The organism is Salinicola peritrichatus, from assembly GCF_003206715.1.
GTDB lineage: Bacteria > Pseudomonadota > Gammaproteobacteria > Pseudomonadales > Halomonadaceae > Salinicola > Salinicola peritrichatus.
The window spans coordinates 276,489-300,060 of sequence record NZ_PZJU01000008.1; the positions used below are offsets into that span (position 1 = coordinate 276,489).

At 62.0% G+C, this 23,572-nt stretch carries 27 protein-coding genes; 23 read left to right on the forward strand and 4 right to left on the reverse strand.

Annotated elements, in window-relative coordinates:
• Positions 1–122 precede the first annotated feature (122 nt).
• From guaB to DOM57_RS04980, 5 genes are all read left to right on the forward strand, one after another.
• Complete coding sequence (guaB, locus tag DOM57_RS04960) at positions 123–1,592, forward strand: IMP dehydrogenase (protein WP_110648109.1); 1,470 nt, start codon at positions 123–125, stop codon at positions 1,590–1,592.
• Positions 1,593–1,739: 147 nt separating this feature from the next.
• Positions 1,740–3,314, forward strand: coding sequence for a glutamine-hydrolyzing GMP synthase (guaA, locus tag DOM57_RS04965; protein ID WP_110648110.1), 1,575 nt, complete (start codon positions 1,740–1,742; stop codon positions 3,312–3,314).
• 310 nt (positions 3,315–3,624) lie between these two features.
• Positions 3,625–4,881 (forward strand): tyrosine-type recombinase/integrase, encoded by a 1,257-nt coding sequence (locus tag DOM57_RS04970; protein ID WP_110648111.1) that lies wholly within the window; start codon positions 3,625–3,627, stop codon positions 4,879–4,881.
• 61 nt (positions 4,882–4,942) lie between these two features.
• Positions 4,943–5,218, forward strand: coding sequence for a hypothetical protein (locus DOM57_RS04975; protein ID WP_110648112.1), 276 nt, complete (start codon positions 4,943–4,945; stop codon positions 5,216–5,218).
• A 3-nt stretch (positions 5,219–5,221) separates the two neighbouring features.
• The gene (locus tag DOM57_RS04980) at positions 5,222–5,746 is read left to right on the forward strand and encodes a helix-turn-helix transcriptional regulator (RefSeq protein WP_110648113.1); all 525 of its coding nucleotides are present in this window, start codon (positions 5,222–5,224) and stop codon (positions 5,744–5,746) included.
• Between the two features lie 92 nt (positions 5,747–5,838).
• Here DOM57_RS04980 and DOM57_RS04985 read toward each other — a convergent pair whose 3' ends face one another.
• A complete protein-coding gene (locus tag DOM57_RS04985; protein WP_420820213.1) occupies positions 5,839–6,228 on the reverse strand; it encodes a helix-turn-helix transcriptional regulator in 390 nt (129 codons plus the stop codon).
• A 394-nt stretch (positions 6,229–6,622) separates the two neighbouring features.
• Between DOM57_RS04985 and radC the strand changes: the two genes are divergently transcribed.
• Both radC and DOM57_RS04995 read left to right on the forward strand, forming a co-directional pair.
• Positions 6,623–7,132 carry a RadC family protein gene (gene radC, locus DOM57_RS04990; protein WP_110648115.1) on the forward strand — a complete coding sequence of 170 codons (510 nt, stop codon included), beginning with the start codon at positions 6,623–6,625 and terminating at the stop codon, positions 7,130–7,132.
• A gap of 179 nt (positions 7,133–7,311) precedes the next feature.
• On the forward strand, positions 7,312–9,456 hold the full coding sequence (locus DOM57_RS04995) for a KAP family P-loop NTPase fold protein (RefSeq protein ID WP_110648116.1): 2,145 nt from the start codon (positions 7,312–7,314) through the stop codon (positions 9,454–9,456).
• A 65-nt stretch (positions 9,457–9,521) separates the two neighbouring features.
• On the opposite strand, the gene DOM57_RS05000 is transcribed toward DOM57_RS04995, so the two are convergent.
• Positions 9,522–9,812: a helix-turn-helix domain-containing protein gene (locus DOM57_RS05000; protein ID WP_110648117.1), complete on the reverse strand. Its 291-nt coding sequence runs from the start codon at positions 9,810–9,812 to the stop codon at positions 9,522–9,524.
• 274 nt (positions 9,813–10,086) lie between these two features.
• On the opposite strand from DOM57_RS05000, the gene DOM57_RS05005 reads away from it, so the two are divergent.
• From DOM57_RS05005 to DOM57_RS05055, 9 genes are all read left to right on the forward strand, one after another.
• On the forward strand, positions 10,087–10,437 hold the full coding sequence (locus DOM57_RS05005; RefSeq protein WP_110648118.1) for a DUF2958 domain-containing protein: 351 nt from the start codon (positions 10,087–10,089) through the stop codon (positions 10,435–10,437).
• Positions 10,438–10,752: 315 nt separating this feature from the next.
• Positions 10,753–11,535 (forward strand): DUF2285 domain-containing protein, encoded by a 783-nt coding sequence (locus tag DOM57_RS05010; RefSeq protein WP_110648119.1) that lies wholly within the window; start codon positions 10,753–10,755, stop codon positions 11,533–11,535.
• Between the two features lie 83 nt (positions 11,536–11,618).
• Entirely contained in the window at positions 11,619–11,915 is a 297-nt protein-coding gene (locus tag DOM57_RS05015; RefSeq protein WP_110648120.1) for a helix-turn-helix transcriptional regulator, read from the forward strand.
• Positions 11,916–11,941: 26 nt separating this feature from the next.
• Positions 11,942–12,766 carry a replication initiator protein A gene (locus tag DOM57_RS05020; RefSeq protein WP_239496118.1) on the forward strand — a complete coding sequence of 275 codons (825 nt, stop codon included), beginning with the start codon at positions 11,942–11,944 and terminating at the stop codon, positions 12,764–12,766.
• 253 nt (positions 12,767–13,019) lie between these two features.
• Positions 13,020–13,649 (forward strand): ParA family partition ATPase, encoded by a 630-nt coding sequence (parA, locus tag DOM57_RS05030; protein ID WP_110648123.1) that lies wholly within the window; start codon positions 13,020–13,022, stop codon positions 13,647–13,649.
• A complete protein-coding gene (locus DOM57_RS05035) occupies positions 13,646–13,909 on the forward strand; it encodes a chromosome partitioning protein ParB (RefSeq protein WP_110648189.1) in 264 nt (87 codons plus the stop codon). The genes parA and DOM57_RS05035 overlap by 4 nt, the downstream gene beginning before the upstream one ends.
• A complete protein-coding gene (locus DOM57_RS05040) occupies positions 13,906–14,451 on the forward strand; it encodes a DUF2840 domain-containing protein (RefSeq protein WP_110648124.1) in 546 nt (181 codons plus the stop codon). The genes DOM57_RS05035 and DOM57_RS05040 overlap by 4 nt, the downstream gene beginning before the upstream one ends.
• A gap of 62 nt (positions 14,452–14,513) precedes the next feature.
• Positions 14,514–15,023 carry a S26 family signal peptidase gene (locus DOM57_RS05045; protein ID WP_476707492.1) on the forward strand — a complete coding sequence of 170 codons (510 nt, stop codon included), beginning with the start codon at positions 14,514–14,516 and terminating at the stop codon, positions 15,021–15,023.
• A gap of 436 nt (positions 15,024–15,459) precedes the next feature.
• On the forward strand, positions 15,460–17,421 hold the full coding sequence (locus DOM57_RS05055; RefSeq protein WP_110648127.1) for a relaxase/mobilization nuclease and DUF3363 domain-containing protein: 1,962 nt from the start codon (positions 15,460–15,462) through the stop codon (positions 17,419–17,421).
• Positions 17,422–17,454: 33 nt separating this feature from the next.
• Here DOM57_RS05055 and DOM57_RS21990 read toward each other — a convergent pair whose 3' ends face one another.
• Entirely contained in the window at positions 17,455–17,832 is a 378-nt protein-coding gene (locus DOM57_RS21990; RefSeq protein WP_204352858.1) for a hypothetical protein, read from the reverse strand.
• Between DOM57_RS21990 and DOM57_RS05060 the strand changes: the two genes are divergently transcribed.
• The 6 genes from DOM57_RS05060 (at position 17,819) to DOM57_RS05075 (ending at position 21,592) form a co-directional block, all read left to right on the forward strand.
• Positions 17,819–18,643, forward strand: coding sequence for an alpha/beta hydrolase (locus DOM57_RS05060; RefSeq protein WP_204352859.1), 825 nt, complete (start codon positions 17,819–17,821; stop codon positions 18,641–18,643). The two genes, DOM57_RS21990 and DOM57_RS05060, sit on opposite strands and share 14 nt — an antisense overlap.
• Positions 18,644–18,707: 64 nt before the next feature.
• Complete coding sequence (locus DOM57_RS21995; RefSeq protein ID WP_204352860.1) at positions 18,708–18,917, forward strand: hypothetical protein; 210 nt, start codon at positions 18,708–18,710, stop codon at positions 18,915–18,917.
• A gap of 78 nt (positions 18,918–18,995) precedes the next feature.
• On the forward strand, positions 18,996–19,277 hold the full coding sequence (locus tag DOM57_RS22000; RefSeq protein WP_204352861.1) for an alpha/beta hydrolase: 282 nt from the start codon (positions 18,996–18,998) through the stop codon (positions 19,275–19,277).
• The gene (locus DOM57_RS22005) at positions 19,255–19,809 is read left to right on the forward strand and encodes an alpha/beta hydrolase (protein WP_204352862.1); all 555 of its coding nucleotides are present in this window, start codon (positions 19,255–19,257) and stop codon (positions 19,807–19,809) included. The genes DOM57_RS22000 and DOM57_RS22005 overlap by 23 nt, the downstream gene beginning before the upstream one ends.
• 67 nt (positions 19,810–19,876) lie before the next feature.
• Positions 19,877–20,665, forward strand: coding sequence for an SDR family oxidoreductase (locus tag DOM57_RS05070; protein ID WP_204352863.1), 789 nt, complete (start codon positions 19,877–19,879; stop codon positions 20,663–20,665).
• 27 nt (positions 20,666–20,692) lie between these two features.
• Entirely contained in the window at positions 20,693–21,592 is a 900-nt protein-coding gene (locus tag DOM57_RS05075; protein ID WP_110648129.1) for a (R)-mandelonitrile lyase, read from the forward strand.
• Here the strand turns inward: DOM57_RS05075 and DOM57_RS05080 are convergent.
• Positions 21,580–22,473, reverse strand: coding sequence for a LysR family transcriptional regulator (locus DOM57_RS05080; protein WP_110648130.1), 894 nt, complete (start codon positions 22,471–22,473; stop codon positions 21,580–21,582). The two genes, DOM57_RS05075 and DOM57_RS05080, sit on opposite strands and share 13 nt — an antisense overlap.
• 93 nt (positions 22,474–22,566) lie before the next feature.
• On the opposite strand from DOM57_RS05080, the gene DOM57_RS05085 reads away from it, so the two are divergent.
• Positions 22,567–23,556 (forward strand): aldo/keto reductase, encoded by a 990-nt coding sequence (locus DOM57_RS05085; protein WP_110648131.1) that lies wholly within the window; start codon positions 22,567–22,569, stop codon positions 23,554–23,556.
• Positions 23,557–23,572: the final 16 nt, after the last annotated feature.

The window sequence follows — 23,572 nt, forward strand, 5'->3', positions numbered from 1 at the left end:
GAGCAAATCACTATAATGCGCGATTAACTTTTCGCAGCACCCGCCGCGTCGTTCGAGCCAAACACGGCTTCCGGCGGTTGTTGCCACCGGCCCCTCACCACCTGCCAATTGGGTTTCCGACTATGCTACGTATGGCGCAAGAAGCTCTTACGTTCGATGACGTATTACTCGTACCCCGCTACTCGGATGTCCTGCCCAGAGACGTCGACCTCAAATCCCGCCTGACCCGCAACCTGACCCTGAACATTCCGCTGCTCTCTTCGGCCATGGATACCGTGACCGAAGCGCGTCTGGCGATTGCCATGGCTCAGGAAGGCGGCATCGGCATCATTCACAAGAGCATGTCGATCACCCAGCAGGCCGCCGAGGTCCGCAAGGTCAAGAAGCACGAGAGCGTCATCGTCAAGGACCCGGTCACCGTCGGTCCCAACGCCAAGCTGCAGGACCTGCTGGAGATGGCCTCCGAGTACGGCTATTCCGGCTTCCCGGTGGTCGAGGGCGAGACCCTGGTCGGTATCGTCACCGGGCGCGACATGCGCTTCCAGCCGGATCACAGCGATAGCGTCGAAGCGATCATGACCCCGCGCGACAAGCTGGTCACTGTGCTCGAAGGCACCCCGCTGGACGTGATCAAGTCCAAGCTGCAGGAAAACCGCATCGAGAAGATCCTGGTCGTCGACAAGGACTTCCACCTGCGCGGCCTCGTCACCGTGCGTGACATCGAAAAGGCCCGCACCTACCCGAACGCCGCCAAGGATGCCGATGGCCGTCTGCTGGTCGGCGCCGCCGTCGGCACCGGCCCGGAAACCCCGGACCGCATCGCCGCGCTGGTCGAAGCCGGCGTCGACGTACTGGTCGTCGATACCGCCCACGGCCATTCCAAGGGCGTCATCGACCGCGTGCGCTGGGTGAAGGAGCGCTACCCGGACCTGCAGGTGATCGGCGGCAACATCGCCACCGGCGAAGCTGCCGTGGCGCTGGCCGAAGCCGGCGCCGACGCGGTCAAGGTCGGCATCGGCCCCGGCTCCATCTGCACCACCCGCGTCGTCACCGGCGTCGGCGTTTTGCAGATCACCGCTGTCGCCAACGTCGCCGAAGCGCTCAAGCCGTTCGACATCCCGCTGATCGCCGATGGCGGCGTGCGCTACTCCGGGGATATCGCCAAGGCGATCGTCGCCGGCGCCAGCACCGTCATGCTCGGCAGCATGCTCGCCGGCACCGAGGAGGCGCCGGGCGAAGTCGAACTGTTCCAGGGGCGGACCTACAAGGCCTATCGCGGCATGGGCTCCATGGGCGCGATGTCCCAGACCCAGGGCTCCTCGGATCGCTACTTCCAGAGCAAGGACGAAGGCGTCGAGAAGCTGGTGCCGGAAGGCATCGAAGGCCGCGTGCCCTACAAGGGCCAGATGAGCGCCATCGTGCATCAGATGATGGGCGGCCTGCGCGCCTCCATGGGCTACACCGGTTGCCACAACATCGAAGAGATGCGCACGCTGCCGGAGTTCGTCAAGATCACCGGCGCCGGCGTGGTCGAGTCGCACGTTCACGATGTGCAGATTACGAAGGAAGCGCCGAACTACAGAGCAGGCTGATGCCTGCTCGAGAAGGAAGAAAGAAGAGATAAGAGGGAAGAGAAGAGGCGGGATAGGGCCGCCTCTTACTTCTTCATTCTTCCCTCTTGATTTCGAGGCAGTGATCCAGGCCTCGATGCTTGAGTCCACAACGGCGGTGTCCACTTCATGCAAGATATCCATTCGCACAAGATCCTGATCCTCGACTTCGGTTCCCAGTACACGCAGCTGATCGCCCGTCGCGTGCGCGAGATCGGCGTCTATTCCGAGATCCGCGCCTTCGATATCACCGAAGAAGAGATCCGCGAATACAACCCCAACGGCATCATCCTCTCCGGCGGGCCGGAGTCGGTCTCCGAGCTGGGCTCGCCGCGGGCGCCCAAGTGCGTGTTTGAGATGGGCCTGCCGATCTTCGGCATCTGCTACGGCATGCAGACCATGGCGGAACAGCTTGGCGGCGCCACCGAAGGCTCCGACAAGCGCGAGTTCGGCTACGCCCAGATCAGCGTCGCGGCGGAAGACGACCTGCTCGGCGGGATCATGGACCATGTCGGCCACGACGGCGGGGCACTGCTGGACGTGTGGATGAGCCACGGCGACAAGGTCGCCCGCGCCCCGGCCGAATTCACCGTCACCGCCTCTACGCCGAGCTGCCCGATCGCCGCCATGACCTGGCCGGAAAAACGCTTCTACGGCGTGCAGTTCCACCCGGAAGTGACCCACACCCTGCAGGGCCAGCGCATTCTCGAGCGCTTCGTGCTGGATATCTGCAAGGCCGAACGCCTGTGGACCCCGGCGCAGATCATCGAAGACCTGACCGAGCGCGTTCGCGAACAGGTCGGCGACCGCCACGTGCTGCTCGGCCTCTCCGGCGGGGTAGACTCCTCCGTCGTCGCCGCGCTGCTGCACAAGGCGATCGGCGACCAGCTCACCTGCGTCTTCGTCGACAACGGCCTGCTGCGCAAGAACGAAGGCGACCAGGTGATGGACACCTTCGCCAGCCACATGGGCGTCAAGGTGATCCGCGTCGATGCGGAAGACGAATTCCTCACCAAGCTGGGTGGCGAGAACGACCCCGAAGCCAAGCGCAAGATCATCGGCAACACCTTCATCGACGTGTTCGACCGCGAAGCGGCCAAGATCGATGGCGTTGACTTCCTCGCCCAAGGCACCATCTACCCGGACGTGATCGAATCCGCCGCCAGCAAGACCGGCAAGGCCCACGTGATCAAGTCGCACCACAACGTCGGCGGCCTGCCTGAGACCATGAAGCTCAAGCTGGTCGAACCGCTGCGCGAACTGTTCAAGGACGAAGTGCGCAAGCTTGGCCTCGAACTCGGCCTGCCCTACGACATGGTCTACCGCCACCCCTTCCCGGGGCCGGGCCTGGGCGTGCGCATCCTCGGCGAAGTGAAGAAGGAGTACGCCGACATCCTGCGCGAAGCCGACGCCATCTTCATCGAGGAACTACACAACGCCGACTGGTACCACAAGACCAGCCAAGCCTTCGCCGTCTTCCTCCCGGTGAAATCCGTTGGCGTCGTCGGCGACGGCCGCCGCTACGAATGGGTTATCGCCCTGCGCGCGGTCGAAACCATCGACTTCATGACCGCCCGCTGGGCCCACCTGCCGTATGAGTTGCTGGAGAAAGTCTCCAACCGCATCATCAACGAAATCAGCGGCGTATCGCGTGTGACGTATGACGTCAGCAGCAAGCCGCCCGCTACGATTGAGTGGGAGTGAAAATGCGTCTTTCAGGGACTATCGGTAGCGATCGGAAAAGCGGCGTAACTTTATGATTCTTATGAATTTACGTCGCATTACCTATCGGTGGCTATCGCCGGCCAGCAAAAAAAGTTGACGATAGCGCTGACGGTAAAAATCGAGGCCAAATTAAGACATTCTCGTTCACTATTCAGACTTTTACCGTCTTTGACGGTAAAAATCTTCTCAGGAAAGCTTGTTTTATGCGGCTTTCCGGGCATCAGCAGGTCTCCAGGTCCCTGACGGTAAAACCTGACGGTAAAGCCGTCAAAAGCCGGAGGAAACCTCGATGCTTACTGACGCTGCTCTACGAAATCTGAAGCCTAAGTCCAAGATTTATAAGGCTTCTGACCGGGACGGAATGTATGTGACGGTATCGCCCAGCGGTACCGTCACCTTCCGCTACGACTACCGGCTCCACGGCCGCCGCGAAACACTGACCCTGGGGCGCTATGGCCCGGGCGGTATCTCGCTGGCGATGGCGCGCGAACTGCTCCTGGAGGCGCGCAAATCCGTTCGGGCAGGCATATCCCCTGCGCTTGAGAAGCAACGTGATAAACGGCGCGTGAAGGCCATCGAGACCTTTGGTACGGCGATGGAGGTCTGGTTGGCCAATGCCAAATTGGCCGATAGCACCCGCGCCATGCGCAAGCACATCATCGACCGGGACATCCTTCCGGTCTTCCAAAACCGCTTGCTGACCGAAATTCTGCCCGAGGACCTGCGGGCCTTGTGCAATAAGGTCAAGGAACGTGGGGCGCCTGCCACGGCGGTGCAGATTCGCGACATCGTCAAGCAGGTCTATGTCTACGCCATCGCCCACGGCGAAAAGGTGGCGAACCCGGCGGATGCCGTGAAAGCCTCATCGATTGCGACGTTCGCGCCGAAGGATCGCGCCTTGTCGCCGCTGGAAATCCGATTGATGGTGCAGCAACTGGAGTTGGTCGCCACTTTTCCGACGATCAAGCTGGCGCTGCGCTTGATTCTGCTGACCCTGGTGCGCAAGAGCGAATTGATTCGTGCCACCTGGGATGAGGTCAACTTCGAAGCGGCGACCTGGACGATTCCGAAGCAACGGATGAAGGGGCGTAAGCCGCACGTGGTCTATCTGTCGAGCCAGGCGCTCGACATCTTCGTCACGCTGCATGCCTGCGCGGCCGGCTCAAGGTTCGTCTTTCCTGCGCGTAACGACGCCGAGCGATGCATGTCCAATGCGACCTTGAATCGGGTCACTCAACTCGTGGTGAAGGCTGCAAAAGCCAAGGGGCTGCGGTTGCAACCGTTCACCGTCCATGACCTGCGGCGTACCGGCTCGACGCTGTTGAACGAAATCGGCTTCAACCGCGACTGGATCGAGAAGTGCCTGGCCCATGAAGACGGGCGCTCCTCACGCTCGGTCTACAACAAGGCCGAGTATGCCGAGCAACGGCGGCACATGCTGCAAGAGTGGGCCAACCTGATCGACGCCTGGGGCGGCGGGCAGACCTATGTACCGAAGCTGATGCCAGACGACATGGCCGTGCCGGCGTTGACGCCGTCCATATAGTCCACTTCGCCATGGTTGTCACTTGACAACCATGGCGAGCATCCCGATACTGGAGATCAGCATGAGTCGTCCCTTTCACCCGAAGAAAGAGGTCGAGGAGGTGCTCCGATATGCGGAAGCGTGCGGTTGGCGCGTGGAAATGCGCAGTGGTCACGCCTGGGGCCGGATCTATTGCCCCTACAACGATGATGAATGCCGTTGTGGCGAGTTCTGCATCACCAGCGTATGGAGCACACCCAAAAATCCCAGTGCCCACGCACGAGCGCTACGACGCGTCGTGGACAACTGCACCGTCTACCGACGGGAGCGGAACGCCGACACCTCGCCGGAGGCCTGAGCGATGGCATACACCTTCACCCTGAAATACCGATTGGCAGACGCCGATAGCGATCCCGATGTCCTGGTGGAGCGCCTCGGAGAAGCTGGATGCGACGATGCCCTGGTGGGTATCGGGCAGCCGGGGCGTCTGGCGCTGGAATTCACGCGCGAGGCGGCCAGTGCGGAAGACGCGGTATCCAGCGCCCTGGCGGATGTGAAGCGAGCCATACCATCCGCCGAGCTGGTCGAAGCATCGCCGGACTACGTCGGTCTTACCGACGTCGCCGAGATGATCGGCGTCTCGCGTCAGAACATGCGGAAGCTGATGTTGGCCCACGTGACGAGCTTTCCGGCACCGGTCCATGAAGGCAGCGCCGCCGTGTGGCATTTGGCGGATGTCCTTGCCTGGCTGCAGGGCAGAGGAGGGTACGCTGTGGACGCCGGTGTGCTGGATGTGGCGGGCGTGCTGCTGCGGGTGAATGTGGCCAAGGAACAACGTCGCATCTCAACGGCTACGGCCGTGGCGCTGGAGGCCCTGGCCGGTTGATGGGGCATCAAGCCGATCAGCGGTTTACGTGGACCGATAAATGCTCACTCATGGTGAGCGATTTTACGGTTTCATAAACTTGGCTCATGTGACTAGCTGGAGTGGGCCCGCACAGGCCTGTACTGGCGTTGTCTGACATCCGGGCCAGGTGCCATCGTTTCATCACCGGATCGGGAGGCTTCTTTCCGAGCCTCGACCCAGGCTTCAACCTCGTCCAGATCCCAAACCACACAGCGGGCGGTGAGCCGGAAGCGCCGGGGGAACTCGCCACGTCTTTCCATTTCGTAGATGGTGCTCTCGGCGAGGGGCACGATCTGATGCAGCTCGCGGCGGCGAATCGTCCGGCGAAAGGGCAGGGGCGATGCTGCGGGAAATTGCGGCAAGGCGTCGTACGCTTCTGTCCCTGGATGGGGTAAAGCCGCTGTCGTCTCGGGTGGCCGGCGATCGTGCTCCGCCTGAGTGTCCATTTTCCGTTTTCCCATGGCGTGACGGGTCTGTCGCCATGGTGGCTATCGGTATCGATGGCGACAACTCGCTGTGGCGAAGCCCAGCGTAGATGAGGTTCGTATCCCGGCGTTCCGCCGTCGGGCTCACGGGCTTCGCCCCGTGCCTCGTGTCGAGTCACGGCCTCCGGCTTTGATCCCTGATAGCTCCGGCCCGATGGGCCTGCGCGCTCCGCTTGCCGCGTTGGGTAGGTGGCGGGTTGGGGCGGTCTTGCTGTTTCCCTTCACCGTATCACGGCGTTCTCGCCGTCAAGGGCTGCGCGTGCGCGATGCACGCTGGCGGCCACGGCCGTCTGCGACCCTGTGACGGCTTGCGCTGCGCCGTGCTGGCGCCGGTTCCGGGCAATTCCGCCCGAGCAACCGGAGCACGATCATGTCGCAACTTTCCCTCTCACTAGATACCTCGCCGTTGCTGGTGCGTGACGACCAGGGGCACTATCGGCCCGCGACGGTCGACCAGATTCTGGCGGCGGCACGTCAGGTCATCGACCAGAAGATGCAGCGCGGTGCGGCGTTCAGTTCCCCGGCGGTGGTCAAGGAGTACCTCCGTACCAAGTTGGCGGGGCTCGATCACGAAGTGTTCGCCGTACTGTTTCTCGATACGCGGCACCGGTTGATCGAATACGTCGAGATGTTTCGCGGCACCATCGATGGTGCCTCGGTGCATCCACGCGAAGTGGTCAAGGAAGCGCTGCGGCTCAATGCGGCGGCGGTCATCTTCAGCCATCCGCATCCGAGCGGGAATCCCGAGCCGAGCCAGGCCGACAGGACGATCACCAGCCGGCTCAAGGAAGCGTTGGCGCTGGTCGACATACGCACGCTGGATCATATTGTTGTCGGCGGCAACGATACGGTTTCGTTCGCAGAGCGTGGGCTGCTATAGCCAAGGGGCCTGCGCCCCTTTTTGCTGCGTCTGTCGGTCGTGGTTTGAAGTTGAATGGGCTAGCTTGCCGATCGGCTCAATCCATGGCCAGAAGCGTGCCTCAGCCTGATCATTAGATAGCAAAGCCGACACAACTTCGGATAATAAGCCTCATACTGCCAAGAGCGAGGGAGACAGGCATGAATTTTTTTAATGACAGTCCGATTGAGAAGCCAGAGGACGACCAATACGGTGTAACTGCGTTCTCGAGCGCCTTGGCGACGAGCCTGCTTGAGATGACCAATCCAGTCGGGACGACGATTGCTATCAACGGCCCATGGGGTTCGGGAAAAAGCAGTGCCGTCAACTTGATCCGAGGTAATCTGGAAGCCCGCAAGGACGATCAACTGACGATCGTCGATTTCAAGTGCTGGTGGTATCGCGGCGAAGAAGCGATTGCGTTGGCGTTCCTACAAGAACTCAACACTGCCCTGAAAAATTCGCTGGGTGATCACGTGAAAGGCTTGATTCCCGAGATAGGCAAGCAAATCCTGCAAGCAGGGCCGGTGATTGGCAGCGCTGTGGCACTGGCGACCACCGGTGGGGTTGGAGCACTGGTCGCGGGGTCTGCAGCGTTCACCAAACGCTTCTTCCGCGACAAGGATCCATTGGAAAGAACTTTCCGCAAGCTGTCTGAAGCGCTAGAAGAACAATCACGCCGATTTCTGATAATTATCGATGATATCGACCGACTTTCGCCGGACGAGGCTTTGGCCATCTTTCGACTCGTCAAGTCGGTGGGAAGGCTGCCCAACGTAATGTATCTGCTGGTGTTTGATCGCAACCTGGCTGATGCCGCTGTACAAGAACGCTATCCCTCGGAAGGGCCGCATTTCCTCGAAAAAATCATCCAGGCAAGCTTCGAATTACCGCCGCCTGCACAGAGCGATCTGAACAATGCGCTTCTCACCGCCGTACAAGATATCTGTGGTGAGCCGCCGGAAGAACATGTTGTCCGCTTCATGAACCTGTTTTACGACGTGGTGGTGCCATATATGACTACGCCAAGACACGTCACTCGTTTGGTGAATGCGATGAGTGTCACTTGGCCGCCAGTTGCCAACAATATCAGCCTTGCTGATTACGTTTCTCTGGAGACGCTACGGCTATATGAACCTTTGCTCTACAGCGCTATCAAGAATAATCAGGATATCCTCACTGGAGGAACGGAATTACAAGGAAATACGGACAAGGACATTAAATTCGCTCCGTTCCTGCCCAATCTACCGGAGGCCAAGCACGAATTAGTAAAGGTCATTCTTCAGCGGATGTTTCCATCCATGGAAGATGTCGGTTACTCGGCGGGGTTTCACGAAAACTGGGATGCCGAGCGGCGCGTCTGCCTGAGTAAGCATTTCGACACGTACTTCAAGCTTTCGCTTAGCGACGATACGCTTTCGGCAGAGGAAATCGGTGAGCTGCTGGACCGTGCTAACGATAGAGATTTCGTAAAACATCGATTGCTGAGGGCTGCGGCACAGATTAGAAAGGACCACAAGTCAATGGTGCCGGTGATTCTCGACGAACTGACCAGCCATGGCAAAGAAATTCAGAAGGAAAAAGTTCGGGACTTGTTCTGCGCTCTCTTCGAGGTGGCCGATGACATCACACTTAAAGGGGATGAGGAACGTGGTTTCGCCATTGCCAATACTCATCTCAGATTACACTGGCTGATCCGACGCGTGACCGAAGATCGTTTCACGCTGGAGGAAAAGTCCGACTTGTACTTGGCAGCAACCGAGAACGCATCTCTTGGCTGGCTTATCGACTTCGTGTCCTCTGCGTTCGATGACTACCACCCTCGTAACGGACGGGAGGTCAATCCCGCTACTTGCCTGGTAACTAAAGATATAGTTCCAAAGTTCAAGGAGCGTGCGTTAAACGCGTTGCGTCGTGCGGCAGGTACAGGCGAACTTCTTAGATCCGACACTCTCATGTTCAACCTTTATCGGTGGCGTGAGTTTGCCGACGACGGTGGTGTCGAGATGAAGACTTGGGTAGATGAGCAGCTACAAAACGACGAGGTACTGATCCGTTTCGCCCAAGTGCTGACTGGCGAGTCGTGGGCTACCGGTCTGGGAGGATTCGGTAGTCTTGGTGACCGAGTTTCGAGGCGCCAAATTCGAGCCCAGATCAGCGACAACTTCGATTTGTTCGATCAAACTTGGTTTCGCGGCGAACTGGAGCGGATCGTTCGGGAAAAGCGATATCCGCCTGATGACATAGAGGCTGTAAGAGTATTCCTGAGTGCTTGGACACGTCGGCGCGAAGGGCATGACGATTGACGTCCCCTCAAGTACATCACTTTCGGTAAATCTGCCCTGGGAGGTATGCCTCGTAGCGTCTTACCTTATGACTTGGCTTCCGCGAGTCGCTTTTCCGTCTCGCTCATCAGCACGGCCGTGCTGCATTCGAGTGCTCCGGCGATCTTGAAAATGATGGCCAGCGTGGGCATGTGCTCGCCACGCTCTATTTTTCCCATGTGGGAGCGCTCGATGCCGGCGCGGTGAGCCAGCGATTCTTGGGCCATGCCTTGCTCCGATCGCACGGCACGCACCGCCGCGCCGAAGGCTTGGGCCAGTTCGGCGTCGAAGGTGGTGGCACCGGCGGGACGGCCGGGTCGAACGAATCGCTTCTGCATGGACAGAAGCGTCCCGTTGGAAGACAATAAAAACCACGTTATCTTTAACTCATTTCTCGGATTCCGTGTGGGTGAGGGCCGCTTTCACGGATTTCATCAAAACAGGGGAATCGGATTTGTGTCTTTCCCACCTTTCGTCAAGCCACTTGTACGTTTTTTCAGGTCTGTGGATCGACGGGGACGTGGATCTGCGCTTTCGCACGAAGGTACTCAGCCGACTCTGTGGTTTTGCGGACGGGTGTCTAAAAATGTGCAGCGTTAAGGCTTTCCGACCATGACCTCGCCGCTCATCACGGATAGCGAACGCGCGCAAATGCTCTCGTATGGCCGTGAACGTGCCGCGGGCAAGCCATGCGATCCTCTGCCTGTCGTACGGCTGTTCACGCCGGATGCTCGCGCCACCTGGCTACTGACGGAACTCGACCCGGCGGATGGCGATACGGCGTATGGGCTGTGTGATCTCGGCTTGGGAATGCCGGCCTTGGGGCAGGTGAAGTTGTCCGAATTGGCCACCATCGTTGGCCCCCGAAAGCAGCCGGTCATGCGAGATCGCTACTTCCAGGCGATACGCTGCCTGTCCGAGTATGTCCGTCTGGCCGAGCAAAATGGCTCGATCATCGATTGAGCAATCTCAGGCGCACCATGGCTATTTTCGTCATGTTTCCGGCCGCAACGGCCTGAATCCGCATTCTTGTCTTTTCGTAGCGGCGCTATGACCGGATTGGCCGGGCTCGTCCCTACTTGCCGTGGCAGGGTGAGAAAGCCGCATGCCGTGTGGTGGCGTCGCGGCCGTCGCTGCTGGACAGGGTCGACGGCGTATTGGCACTCGAAGCGCTTGATACGTAGTCAGTGTGGTCGACCGATGTGACGATTCGACGATGGGGCGGACGCCTCACGCCATGCCCGTGGCGACGCAGCCTGTGCGACAGGAGCGTATGCCATGGCCGACCCGCCTGTGGTGGCCCGCTTTCCGGCTGCCGCCTATCTCTATGTATTGCACTTGGACAGCCCCGCGTTGGCGTGGGAATACCTGCGCCGCCACCCCGGCTATCGGGCCGACTGGCAGCGGCGTCTCCGCCGATCCACGACGGCCCAGTCCTGGGGCTTGCGTGTGTTCGAAGACCCGGCACAGGATGCGCGCGATGCCCATCCACTGTGGTTCCCCGCTGATCCGACGCTCATACAACTTCATCCTGATGTCGATCCCATGCCCGGCGGGCCGGTCTTCGACCTCTGGCGCATGCCCGGCCGTAAGCGGCTGACCTACGACGGGGTCAGGCTGCGAATGACACTGCAGTGGCCCGGTATCTGTCTGCGGATGGTTCTCGCATCGGGGCTGACGGCGGGCCAGGCCTATGTTTGCGCCGTACGGGCCGTGTCCTATCGCGCCTGTCAGACCTGGAACGAGGCGGTGGCGCAATGGAACCCCGATTCCCCCCTCGCGCAGACAAGCTCACGCCCCACGGCGGCCCAGTTGCTGGAACTGCATACCCTGCAGGCCCTCGACGTCAGCCTGGCAGGCGCTTCGTTGCGCGAGGTGGCCGGCGTAGTGTTCGGCGCCGATACGGTGGCCACGCAATGGCATGCAGACAGCGCCTTGCGCGCACGGGTCCGGCGGTTGGTACGCCGAGGGCGGGAACTGATGGATGGCGGCTACCGCCGGCTGGCACGGCTTCCACCTCTTGAACAGGGACGTTCCGCTATCCCGGCACAACGTCCCTGAGCAGCGCGCTCGCTCTTCCCGAGACTGCCTCCATCCGGCCATGCAGTGATGGCCGTTGATCCCGAACGATGGAGGACTATCCGATGCGTCCCGCACCCGTCAGATCCGCGTCCGTACACGCTGTCACGCCACAGTTGCCCGAAACCGCGCACCCACCGCGTTACCTCACCAACAACGAAGCTGCAGACTACCTGCGGTTGTCGCCACGCACGCTGGAAAAACAGCGCGTGATCGGTGGTGGGCCGCGGTTTCGCAAGTTCGGCCGGCGGGTCATGTACGCCCGGGCCGACCTCGATACCTGGGCTGACAACCGCAGTTTCGAGGCCACCTCCGATCCCGAATACGCCGAACGTCACTCGGCCGACAGCCGTGCGCGCTGACCCGTGGCGTTGTGGAGCCCCGTCCGGTGTCTCCGCACAGGGAACAGTTGGAACTGTTCCGTGCGCTGCCGGGGGATATGGCGCCACGCGACAGCCAGGACCTGATGGCGTTTCCGTTCTTCTCGCTGGCGAAGTCGCGGCGTACCCGACCGATCGACTACTGTGCCGGCGGCGTGACCGTGCGGGTCGAAGGCACGGTCGAGCATGGCATCGCCACCATCTGGGATGCGGACATCCTGATCTGGGCAGCCTCGCAGATCGTCGAAGCCCGCGATGCGGGTATCCCGCCCTCGCGCAGGATGCAGGCGACACCCTACGAGATCCTGCGCTTCATCGGACGCGGCACAGGCCTACGCGACTACCAGCGCCTCAAGGCTGCACTCGACCGGCTGCAAGCGACCACCATCGCCACCTCCATCCGCGAAACGACCGGGCGGCGCCTACACCGTTTCTCGTGGATCAACGAGTGGAAGGAGTTGGCCGACATCCGCGGCGCGCCATTGGGCATCGAACTGATCCTTCCCGACTGGTTCTATGCCGGCGTACTCGACGCAGCCTTGGTACTGACCATCGACCCAGCGTATTTCCGGCTCACCGGTGGCATCGAGCGGTGGCTGTACCGCCTGGTGCGCAAGCACGGCGGCCGGCAGCCGGACGGCTGGCGATTCGACTTCCGGCACCTTTACCGCAAGTCAGGCAGCGCGGCGCGTTTCTCCGATTTCGCCTACGACCTGCGCGCCCTGGTGACACAGCAGTCGCTGCCCGGTTATGTGCTCGGTATCGAACGGATGCCGGGCGACAGAACGGAATGGCTGATCTTCCGGCCCGTGCCGGCCACGGCACGGGGATAACGGCGGGAAAAGCTGTGAACGGCCTCGTGCTATCAGGCGTACCGGGTATCGTGCCATCAGGAGTACGACTCTCGTGCTATCAGGCGTACGAAAACGCTGCAAAGCCAGTCATAGCAAGGGTTTCCGCCACCCCTAACTTACTAACGATAAAAACACTAACCAGTAGTAAGCGCGCGCCGTTTCGGTGGATAACCGTGAAACGGCACCACACGCAACAGCAAAAGACCGGCTTTCCAGCGCGGAGGGCGACCTCATGATCGTCGCCTTGCTCAACCAGAAAGGCGGCGTGGGTAAGACCACGCTGGCCACCCATATCGCGGGGGAACTGGCGATGCGTGGGCAGTCGGTGATCCTGTTGGATGCCGACCCACAGGGTTCTTCGCTGGATTGGACCCAGCGCCGAAGTCAGCAAGGCCTGCCGAGACTGTTCAGCGCCGTGGGCCTGGCCCGGGAGACGCTGCACCAGGAAGCGCCGGAGGTGGCCCGACGCGCCGATCACGTCGTCATCGATGGGCCGCCCAGGATCGCCGCCTTGGCACGCTCCGCACTGCTGGCGGCCGAACGTGTGTTGATCCCGGTGCAACCCAGCCCCTATGACCTGTGGGCCAGCGCCGAGATGGTGGCGTTGATCCGCGAAGCACAAGTCTTTCGGCCTGCGCTGCGCGCGGCCTTCGTCATCAACCGGCGCGTCAGCACCACCGTGATCGGGCGTGAGGCACGACAGGCTCTTGCCGAGCAGCCATTGCGCACGGAAGTCCATCAACGCATCGTGTTCGCCGATAGCGTGGCCGCTGGCCGGCTCGCTCGCGAAATGGCGCCTGACAGCGCCGCCGCGCGCGAGATCGCGGCGCTCGCCGACGAACTGTTGCGGTGGTCGACATGAGCCCGCGCAACGGCAAGCGGGTCGGCATCGGCGCCCGTCCCCCGGCGAACCCGCATGCCGAAGCCTGGGTACGCCAGGGTGACGCCAACGGGCTCCAGAAAGGCGACCTCTACACCGCGCGGCTGACCCTCGACATCACGCCCGCGATGCGAGCCCGCATCAAGATCGTCGCCTTCAGCCAGGGCGTGACCGTGGCCGAGCTGCTGCGCGCTTTGCTGGAGCGGGAATTTCCCGAAAACTGCACGGAGCACCGGCCATGAACGTATCCATCGCGCCGGCCGCGAACGCGGCCGTGACTTCACCGATGCCTTCGCTTTCGGTACACGCTGACTTGGCCGGCGATGTGCCACTGACCCGCGTATCACTGGCTAACCTCGAACCGCGATTCAATTGTTATCTGCGCTTCGGAGCACCGATACGCATCGTTCGACTCGACCGCTGGCGGCGCGTCGCGATGTTCTTGCCAGGGGCGATGTTCTGCCGTATTCGTTGGCAAGCCAACGCCTATGGCACCATCCGCTGGCAGCTCATGGTGATGCAGGCGTGCACGCCGTGGGATGCGATGCAGCGTATTCCCGGCGTACGGCCCGGCGCACGTCTTTTGCTGCACGCCGAAGGCGAATCCGCCGTGCGCGCCGTGTTGGCGCAGCTCGACGCCATCGAAGCACGGGGCATCGCCGCGATCGACGTCTCGCCCGCGTATTGGCGCACGCTCGGCAACCGGCTCGCCGCACGCTTGCCGTTGCCGGTCTACACCGCGAAACGACACGCCGCCTGGCGGGCCGGAAGGGCGCTGTCATGACGGCGCTTCCCTGGTCCCGCAGCGCGCCGTGTGCTTGCTCGCGCCGGTGCATTCGCCTCGTCGTGGCGACACTGGCCGTCGTCGGTTTCGCGGCACTGGCCTGGGCATCCTTCGTGTCGCCACTGCCGCGCTTCATCTACAACCCGTCCGACAGCGTGGCGGTCGGCTGGTATCGCGTCGACCCGCACACTCGCGACAGCGCTGCACCGCCTGTCGGGAGCCTCGTGCTGGTGCCACTACCGGCGGACGCTGCGGCATTGGCCGCGCGGCGCGGCTATCTGCCGTTGGGGATTCCGCTGCTCAAACCCGTGGCCGCCGTCGCGCCGCAGCGGGTGTGCGTCGTCGGTCACAGCGTGCGCATCGATGGCGTGCCGGTGGCGACGATCCTTCCCGTCGATCACCTGGGTCGGCGGCTGCCGTCCTGGCAACACTGCCGGCGCCTGCGGCCGGGAGAGCTGTTCTTGTTGAGCACCACCAATCCAGCGTCGTTCGACAGTCGATATTTCGGGCCGGTTGCTACATCTAGCGTGGTCGGCATCGCGCATCCGGTTTGGCTGGAGACACGCCGATGAGGGCTGCCGATGCGTTGCGCTTCGTCGTGCCATCCGGCGTGTCGTTCGGCTGGCCGTCGCCGTGTCGTTGCGCATGTCGTGCGAGCGCATTCGCACTGTACATCGCGCAACTTCCGGTGACGTTTTCCCACGTGCAGGCGTCTGGCCTCGAACGCGCCCGGCCAAGGGCTCTGCCCGCGTTCGCCGGCGCGCGGGCTGCAAGCGGCACCGCGCCGCCGGGCCGCCGAGGCCCGGAGCGACAGCGCAGGGCAAAGGCGGAAGGCAAGATAAAAGGTCGCGGCACAGGACCGCTTGAAAACCTTGTCTGCACATGGGGGTGGCGCGGCACGCGCCAGGGGGTGGCCGCGTGCCGCGAAAGTGCGCAATGCCGCATCGGCGCTGGCGAAACCGCGTGCTTCATCCGCTGGACTGCGATGGCCTTGGATGGAGTCGCCCCATGAGCCAGCGCGACGATGATCGTTTCCGCCTCCGGCCCGGTGCGCCGAAACAGCGCGGCGATGCCTACATCAACAGGGTGCTGCGCCAAGCCAACAAGGCCGGTGCGAAGCTCGGCAAGGCGGCAGGCAAGGTCGGGCCGCGCCCCGGTGCCCGACTCGGGCGCGGCCATGTCGCAGCGCGCTTCGCTGGCCGGGGGCTTGGCGCCAACGCCCGACGCGTGACGATCAAGGCCCGACTGGTGAATCTGGCCAAGGCCGGGCCGCGTTCGACCGCCGCGCACCTGCGTTACATCGAACGCGAAGGCGTCGATCGCCAGGGCGGGTCGGGCCATGCCTACGGGCCGACGACCGATGATGCCGACCTCGAAGCGTTCAAGGAGCGCAGCGAAGGCGACCGCCACCAGTTCCGGTTCATCGTCTCGCCTGAAGACGCCGAATCGCTCGACGACCTGCGTACCTACACCCGGCACCTGATGTCACGCATGGAGGCCGACCTGGGTACGCGGTTGGAGTGGGTCGCGGTCGATCATTGGAACACCGACAACCCGCACACACACGTCGTCCTGCGCGGCAAGGACGACACCGGCAAAGACCTCATTATCTCCCGCGATTACATCGCCGAGGGGATGCGCCTTCGGGCATCGGAGTTGGCGATCGAATGGCTGGGGCCGCGCACCGAACTGGAAATGCAACGCGCCATGCAGCGCGAAGTCGATCAGGAACGATGGACGGGGCTGGATCGCAGCTTGCAACGTGAGGCCGGCGTCGATGGCTTGGTGCGCGTCGAACGCTTCGCTGAACCTCGATGGCAACGCCAGCGACAGGCCCTGATCAGCCGCCTGCAACACTTGCAGCGCATGGGTCTGGCGACCGAGCAGAAGCCCGGCACCTGGGCCATCCACGCCAACGCCGAACCCACGCTGCGGACCATGGGTGAGCGCGGCGACATCCTCCGCACGATGCAACGCGCCATGAACGGCAAACAACGTGAGCTGGCTGTGTTCCAGCCCGGGGATGATGGGCGCGCCATCGTCGGCCGCGTCGTTGGCAGAGGGCTGGCCGACGAGCTATATGACAAGGGCTATCTGATCGTCGATGGCACCGACGGCAAGGCGCACTACGTCGCGCTGCCGCCGCGTGCGGAACTGGCGCAGTACCCAACCGGGGCGGTGGTGGAGGTGAAAAGCTCGGGTGGCGTGCGTGCCGCCGATCGCAACATCGCTACGCTGGCCGTCGACGGCGTGTATCGCACCGATCATCACCTGGCCGTCGCCCGAGGTCAGGCGATGCCAGACCGCGATCCGCGCGAGGTGGTGGCCGCGCATGTGCGCCGGCTTGAAGCCCTGCGCCGCGCCGGCATTGTGGAGCGCGAGGCTGAAGGCGTGTGGCGCGTCCCCAACGACCTGGCCGAACGTGGCCGCCAGTACGACACTCAGCGCCTGGGCGGCGGTGTGGCCGTGGCGCTGAAATCGCACCTGCCGATCGAGCGGCAGGCCCGCGTGATCGGTGCCACCTGGCTCGATCAGCGGTTAATCGGCGGTGGCAAGGAACTGGTTGATCTGGGCTTCGGGGCCGAGGTCAAGGACGCGCTACACGAGCGTGCTGACTTCCTCGTCGAGCAGGGCTTGGCCGAGCATCGCGGGCAGCGCGTGATTCTCGCGCGCAATCTGCTGGCGACGTTGCGTGGGCGCGAGCTGGCACAGGCCACGAAAGACATTGCCGCCGAAACCGGGCTGGAGCATCGGCCCGTCGCCGATGGGCAGCGCGTGGTCGGCATTTACCGGCGCAACGTCATGCTCGCCAGCGGGCGCTACGCGATGCTCGACGATGGCATGGGCTTCTCGCTGGTGCCGTGGAAGCCGGTGATCGACCAGCGGCTAGGGCAGCAACTCGCCGTGACGGTGCGTGGCGTGGACGTGACTTGGGATCTTGGACGAATACGGAGCCTTGCGATCGGGTAGCTTCGTTGCTGTTCGCGATTCCGCGAGTCTCGTTTATGTGATTTTGATATGAGTTCTATCCAACTGGTGATATTTATTAATCAATAGCTGGACAATACATTTCTCCTCGTGACTTCGCGCCGAGGGTAATCCATGAACCAGCGCATCTTCCGCAGATGCGGAATTACGATCATGGCAGGCATCGTTTGTGTTGTGCTGAGTATGGGCGCTATCGCGACTGCGGCCGATCGCGGTCCCTTGGTGATCCAAGAGCAAGGCAGTTTCGTTGTCGGCGGAACGGTCGTCAGTACGGCCGGCACCTACAACAACAATGCGCCGACCGCTGCGGGGCAGACCTTCCACGGCGACCATCTCTACGCCTTCTACCAGATCCCCCTGAATTCCAAGCCGCTGCCCCTTGTTATGTTGCACGGCGTCTACGAGTCGGGTCGCAGTTGGGAAACTACCCCTGACGGCCGAGAAGGATTTCAGACCCTTTTCCTGCGCCGGCATTTTTTCGGTCTACATCGGCGATCAGCCGCGTCGTGGCCGAGCCGGCAACAGCACAGTCGCTGCAACGATCGAGCCGACGCCCAACGACCAGCTTTTCTTCGATCAATTCCGTCTCGGCAAGTGGCCGAACTACTTTGACAACGTCCAGTTCGACCGCAAGCCGGAGACGCTGGATCAGTTCTTTCGCGCCATCACGCCAAATACCGGCTCCTACGACGCTGGCGTCATTTCAGATGCGATGGCGGCACTGTTTGACAAAATCGGCCCTGCCATTCTCATCAGCCACTCCCAGGGTGGCGAACCTGGCTGGTTGACGGCGATCAAGAGCAGGAACGTCAAGGGCATCGTCACTCTTGAACCTGGCAGCGGCTTCATCTTTCCAGAAGGCGAGTTGCCCCCAGCGATGCCGAGCACGGCCGGCACACTGTCGCTCCAGCCTGTGCCACTCGCCGATTTCGAGAAGCTAACCCGTATCCCGATCATCATTTACTACGGCGACAACTTCCCAATCGAGCCAACCAAGGAGCGCGGGCAAGACAACTGGCGGGTTCGTCTCGCAATGGCAAAGCTGTGGGTCGAGACGATCGACAAGCATGGTGGCAACGCACAACTCGTGCATCTGCCGGACATTGGCATTCGCGGCAACACACACTTCCTGATGTGGGACCTGAACAACGTCCAGATCGCTGATCTCATATCGAAGTTTCTGGCCGAGAAGAAACTGGATTGATCCGGTGGTGCGCAATGCCGCGCAGGCGTTGCGTTCGCAGATCAAAGAAAAGAAAGGAGCTTGAATGAGCCACGAAATCATCGACGAAACAAGGCGCGAGTTCCTCAGAAGCTCCGCGATCGTCCTCTCAGTTGCAACCATAGGAGTTTCTGCAATGACCACCACCGCAGCCGCAGCCGCCTTCGACTACAAGAAGCATCCGTTCACGCTGGTCTATGAGGGCGCGATCACGAAGAACGAGCCGGGAAAAGTCAATATCCACCCGGTCAACTAAGACATCAACGGCCTGAACATCGTCGCCAACGTCTATACGCCGGCCAACTATGATCCGAAAAAGAAGTACGCCGCGATTGTGGTCGCCCATCCCAACGGCGGCGTGAAGGAACAAACGGCCGGCCTGCATGCCCATCGTCTGGCCGAACTGGGCTATATCACCGTCGCGATGGATGCGGCCTATCAAGGCGGGAGCGGCGGCAAGCCTGCCAGCGTGGACAAGCCGCAGTTCCGCACCGAGGATGTCCACGGCGCTGCGGACTTCATCACCCGCTATCCGGGCGTCGATCCCGAGCAGCCTGGGGCTGCTTGGCATCTGCGGTGGCGGCGGATATTCCTTGAATGCCGTCAAATCCGATAAGCGCTTCAAGGCGGTGGCGACACTGAGCATGTTCAACTCCGGTCACGTTCGCCGCAACGGCTTCGCGGAGTCGCAGTTGAGCACGATCCAGCAGCGCCTCAAGCAAGCCTCGGATGCTCGTGCACAGGAAAAGGCCGGCGGAACGATCCTCTACGCCGGCGACGCCGACATGACCGACGAGCAGATTGCCGCGCTGCCGTTTGAGATGTACCGCCAAGGCTACGAATATTACTGGAGGACGCACGCGCATCCGGGCTCGACCTTCAAGTACACCACGAGCAGTCTGCTCGACCTGATGCGCTGGGACGCCACCGACCAGATCGAACTGATCGAGCAGCCTCTGCTGATGATTGCCGGTAGCAAGGCCGACAGTCTCTACATGACGCAGGACGCCTTTTCCAAGGCCACTGGCACGAACGACAAGGAATTGTTCCTCATCGACGGCGCCACGCACATCGAGACCTACTGGGTTCCAAAGTACATGGACGCCACCGTCAACAAGCTGACGGCGTTTTACGCGAGAACCTTATGACCCTGCATACCGCGCGTCGATCCGCTCCAACGCTTCTGACTGGAGGACGTGGATGACGAAGCCACCCATGAATCGCGAATTGAAGGTGGTCGCTCCTCCTGCCACCGTGCTGGTCGTCGGCGCGACCGGCAGCATCGGCAGGCTTGCTGTCGCCGAAGCGTTCAGGCGCGGATATGAAACACGTGCCTTGGTGCGCGATCCGGCGCAAGGAAGGTTGTTCCCTGCCGGGGTACAGGTCGTCGTCGGCGACCTGACTCGTGCCGAGACCCTGCCTGAGGACGTCGCATGCGCCACCGGCATCGTCTTCACCCACGGCATCAGCGGCAATGACTCCAAGGGGGCCGAACAGGTGAACTATGGCGCGGTGCGCAACGTGCTGAGCGTCCTTGAAGCACCGGCACGGATCGCGCTGATGACCGCCGTCGGTGTCACCAAGCCCAGCGTCGGCCATGACTGGAAGCGTCGTGGCGAGCGGTTGGTGCGTGCCAGCGGGCTGGCCTATACCATCGTGCGGCCAGGCTGGTTCGACTACAACGCTCCCGACCAGCACCGTCTGGTGCTGCGTCAGGGTGATACCCACTGGGCAGGTTCGCCGGCCGACGGTGTAGTGTCTCGTGCGCAGATCGCCCAGGTGTTGGTTGCCTCGCTGGCCTCGTCCGCAGCCAATCGCAAGACCTTTGAACTGGTGGCCGAGCATGGGCCAGCGACTGAGGATTTCGATGCGCTGTTCGCACAACTGGCCGCCGACCCGCCTGGATCCATAGACGCGGTGCGGGACGTTGACAACATGCCGCTGGAAAAAGAGCCCGCACGGGTTCGCAACCAACTGGCCGCGCTGCGTACCGGCGATGAATGAAATCTTGCGCGCAATCGGAGGAACACCATGAAGTTCCTCGGGTGGTATCTGATGCTGTCGGGAGCGGTTTTGGCTCAAGGCGTAAGCATTCCACTTCACGCTCAAGAAAAGGCATCCACCGTGTCCGAACAATCCACGCCAGCCGCCGGTCAGCCGCCTACCCGTGCTCAGCAGTTGATGGGCGACATCGACCCCAGGCTCGCCGAACTCACCGACAAGGTGCTCTTTGGAGATGTCTGGGAGCGTAAGCAGCTTTCCAAGCGCGACCGCAGCCTCATTACCGTTGCCGCGCTCATCGCGCTCAATCGCCCCGATCAGCTTCGTTCGCACATGGCACTGGCCCTGCAGAACGGCGTGACCAAAGACGAACTGGTCGAGACCATCACGCAGCTCGCCTTTTATACAGGCTGGCCCAATGCCGTTTCAGCCGTGCCGGTCGCGCGTGAGGTATTCGGGGCAGCAGATGCTTCGGCGAGTCAGCCCGGCCAGGGAGTGCAAGCTCAGGAGGATCGAACGATCACTGTGATGCACGCGGGCTCTCAGGCTGCCACACACGGATCTGCCGACCACTTCACTGGCTCGGTACAGGTGGACTCTCGGTTCCAGGCGAAGACGCCCGCACGCATAGGCGGGGCGACCGTGACGTTCGAGCCGGGGGCCCGAACAGCTTGGCACACGCACCCGCTGGGACAGACGTTGATTGTCACGGCCGGCACGGGTCTTGTTCAGCAGTGGGGTGGCCCGGTTCAGGTCATCCAGCCCGGCGATGTCATCTGGATTCCGCCAAGGGTAAAACACTGGCATGGCGCCACTCGCACGACGGGCATGACGCATATTGCGATCGCGGAAGCGCTGGATGGGAAGTCAGTCGATTGGATGGAGCCGGTGACGGATGCCCAGTATCCAGCGAGTCATCAGCCAAGGTAATGCAAAGCTTCGCGCAGCACCGTGAAGGCGGGCGAGCTTTGGCGCCTGCTTGGGTAGTAGAGGTGATAGCCCGAATATGGTGGGCACCAATCCGAAAGCACACGTATCAATCGACCCGCCTTGACGTATGCCTGGACAAGATCTTCGGGCATATAGGCCAGCCCTAGCCCCTTGAGCGCGGCGTCCAGACGCATGGCGATGTTGTTGAAGACGAGTTGGCCTTCGACACGCACTTTCAGCTCCTCTCCTTTCTTTTCGAACTCCCAGGGGAAGATACCGCCGTAGGTCGGCAGACGGATCGTGATGCAGTTGTGCCGGACGAGATCGCGCGGGGTCTTGGGCCGCCGATGCCGCGCGAAGTAGTGCGGAGAGCCGACTACAGCCATCCGCACGTCCGGCCCGATGCGCACCGCGATCATATCCTTGGCGACCTGTTCGCCCAGCCTGACGCCGGCGTCGTAGCCCTCGGCCACGATGTCCGTGAGGCCATAGTCCACGGTGACTTCGATGTGGATGTCCGGGTGTTGGAGCAGGATTTTCGCAAGCGCGGGTTGCAGGATCGTGATCGCCGGGTGTTCGCCGGCTGTGATGCGCAACCTACCCGCAGGCTTGTCCCGAAATTCGCTGAGCATCGCCAGCTCGGTGTCGATTTCCTCAAACCGGGGAGCGATCACTCGCAGCAGGTGCTCACCCGCCTCCGTCGCGGAAACGCTGCGGGTCGTGCGCGCTAGGAGGCGGACGCCCAGCCGTTCTTCGAGCTGGCGCATGGTCCGGCTCAAAGCGGGCTGTGACATACCGAGCTTGGCCGCCGCTCGGGTAAAGCTGCGCTCCCTCGCCACGACCGAAAAGATCGCAAGTTGGTCATAGCTCTCGGTGGACATTTATCCGCTCCAGTTATGAACCCTTTCCGATTATGCCGTCTAGTGTCACGAATCGTTGAGGTTTAAATTTGCTTCGATCCATGGGAGAACATCATGAAGACACGCAAACTCGGCAACACGCAACTTGAAGTGTCCGCAATCGGCTTGGGGTGTATGGGGCTGAGCCACGGCTATGGCCCGGCCACTGACCGCTCAGAGGCGATTGCCCTCATTCGCGCAGCGGTCGAGCGTGGCGTGACCTTCTTCGATACCGCCGAGGTGTATGGCCCCTACCTCAACGAAGAAGTGGTCGGTGATGCGCTTGCCCCGTTCCGCGACCAGGTGGTGATCGCCACCAAATTCGGCTTCACCTTCGGCGACGACAATAAGCAGCAGATCCTCAATAGCCGGCCCGACCACATCCGCTGGGCGGTCGAAGGCTCTCTCAAGCGCCTGCGCATCGATTGCATTGACTTGCTGTACCAGCACCGCGTCGATCCCGATGTCCCCATCGAGGACGTGGCTGGCACCATCAAGGACCTGATCGCCGATGGCAAGGTCAAGCACTTCGGCCTGTCGGAGGCCGGCGTCACGACCATCCGCCGTGCTCATGCGGTGCAGGCCGTCACCGCCCTGCAAAGCGAATACTCGCTGTGGTGGCGCGAGCCGGAGCAAGAAGTCCTGCCGACGTTGGAAGAGCTCGGAATCGGCTTCGTACCGTTCAGCCCTCTGGGCAAGGGGTTCCTGACCGGGGCCATCAAGCAAGGTACCACCTTCGGCAGCGACGACTTCCGCAGCATCGTGCCGCGTTTCTCGCCGGAGGCGTTGCAGGCCAACCAGGCCCTGGTGGACCTGCTCGGCAAGATCGCCCAGGACAAAGGCGTGGCGCCCGCGCAGATAGCGCTTGCTTGGCTGCTGGCACAGAAGCCCTGGATCGTGCCGATTCCCGGTACCACCAAGTTGCACCGCCTGGAAGAAAACCTCAGCGCGGCGACCCTCGAACTGACGGCAACCGACTTGGCCAGTATCAACACCGCGCTGTCTCACATCGTCGTGCGAGGCGACCGCTATCCCGCACACCTGAAGGCGCGCGCTGGCCGTTGAGCGTTTAGAGCGCACC

Coding starts and splice junctions, on each gene's coding strand:
- DOM57_RS05010 (WP_110648119.1), top strand. CDS start 10,753: ATGGCCGACCCGCCTGTGGTGGCCCGCTTTCCGGCTGCCGCCTATCTC.
- DOM57_RS04975 (WP_110648112.1), top strand. CDS start 4,943: ATGAGTCGTCCCTTTCACCCGAAGAAAGAGGTCGAGGAGGTGCTCCGA.
- DOM57_RS04985 (WP_420820213.1), bottom strand. CDS start 6,228: ATGGGAAAACGGAAAATGGACACTCAGGCGGAGCACGATCGCCGGCCA.
- DOM57_RS05075 (WP_110648129.1), top strand. CDS start 20,693: ATGAAGTTCCTCGGGTGGTATCTGATGCTGTCGGGAGCGGTTTTGGCT.
- DOM57_RS04995 (WP_110648116.1), top strand. CDS start 7,312: ATGAATTTTTTTAATGACAGTCCGATTGAGAAGCCAGAGGACGACCAA.
- DOM57_RS21995 (WP_204352860.1), top strand. CDS start 18,708: ATGAGCCACGAAATCATCGACGAAACAAGGCGCGAGTTCCTCAGAAGC.
- DOM57_RS05000 (WP_110648117.1), bottom strand. CDS start 9,812: ATGCAGAAGCGATTCGTTCGACCCGGCCGTCCCGCCGGTGCCACCACC.
- DOM57_RS05070 (WP_204352863.1), top strand. CDS start 19,877: ATGAATCGCGAATTGAAGGTGGTCGCTCCTCCTGCCACCGTGCTGGTC.
- DOM57_RS04980 (WP_110648113.1), top strand. CDS start 5,222: ATGGCATACACCTTCACCCTGAAATACCGATTGGCAGACGCCGATAGC.
- parA (WP_110648123.1), top strand. CDS start 13,020: ATGATCGTCGCCTTGCTCAACCAGAAAGGCGGCGTGGGTAAGACCACG.
- radC (WP_110648115.1), top strand. CDS start 6,623: ATGTCGCAACTTTCCCTCTCACTAGATACCTCGCCGTTGCTGGTGCGT.
- DOM57_RS04970 (WP_110648111.1), top strand. CDS start 3,625: ATGCTTACTGACGCTGCTCTACGAAATCTGAAGCCTAAGTCCAAGATT.
- DOM57_RS05055 (WP_110648127.1), top strand. CDS start 15,460: ATGAGCCAGCGCGACGATGATCGTTTCCGCCTCCGGCCCGGTGCGCCG.
- DOM57_RS05015 (WP_110648120.1), top strand. CDS start 11,619: ATGCGTCCCGCACCCGTCAGATCCGCGTCCGTACACGCTGTCACGCCA.
- DOM57_RS05005 (WP_110648118.1), top strand. CDS start 10,087: ATGACCTCGCCGCTCATCACGGATAGCGAACGCGCGCAAATGCTCTCG.
- DOM57_RS05035 (WP_110648189.1), top strand. CDS start 13,646: ATGAGCCCGCGCAACGGCAAGCGGGTCGGCATCGGCGCCCGTCCCCCG.
- DOM57_RS05040 (WP_110648124.1), top strand. CDS start 13,906: ATGAACGTATCCATCGCGCCGGCCGCGAACGCGGCCGTGACTTCACCG.
- DOM57_RS05080 (WP_110648130.1), bottom strand. CDS start 22,473: ATGTCCACCGAGAGCTATGACCAACTTGCGATCTTTTCGGTCGTGGCG.
- guaA (WP_110648110.1), top strand. CDS start 1,740: ATGCAAGATATCCATTCGCACAAGATCCTGATCCTCGACTTCGGTTCC.
- DOM57_RS05085 (WP_110648131.1), top strand. CDS start 22,567: ATGAAGACACGCAAACTCGGCAACACGCAACTTGAAGTGTCCGCAATC.
- guaB (WP_110648109.1), top strand. CDS start 123: ATGCTACGTATGGCGCAAGAAGCTCTTACGTTCGATGACGTATTACTC.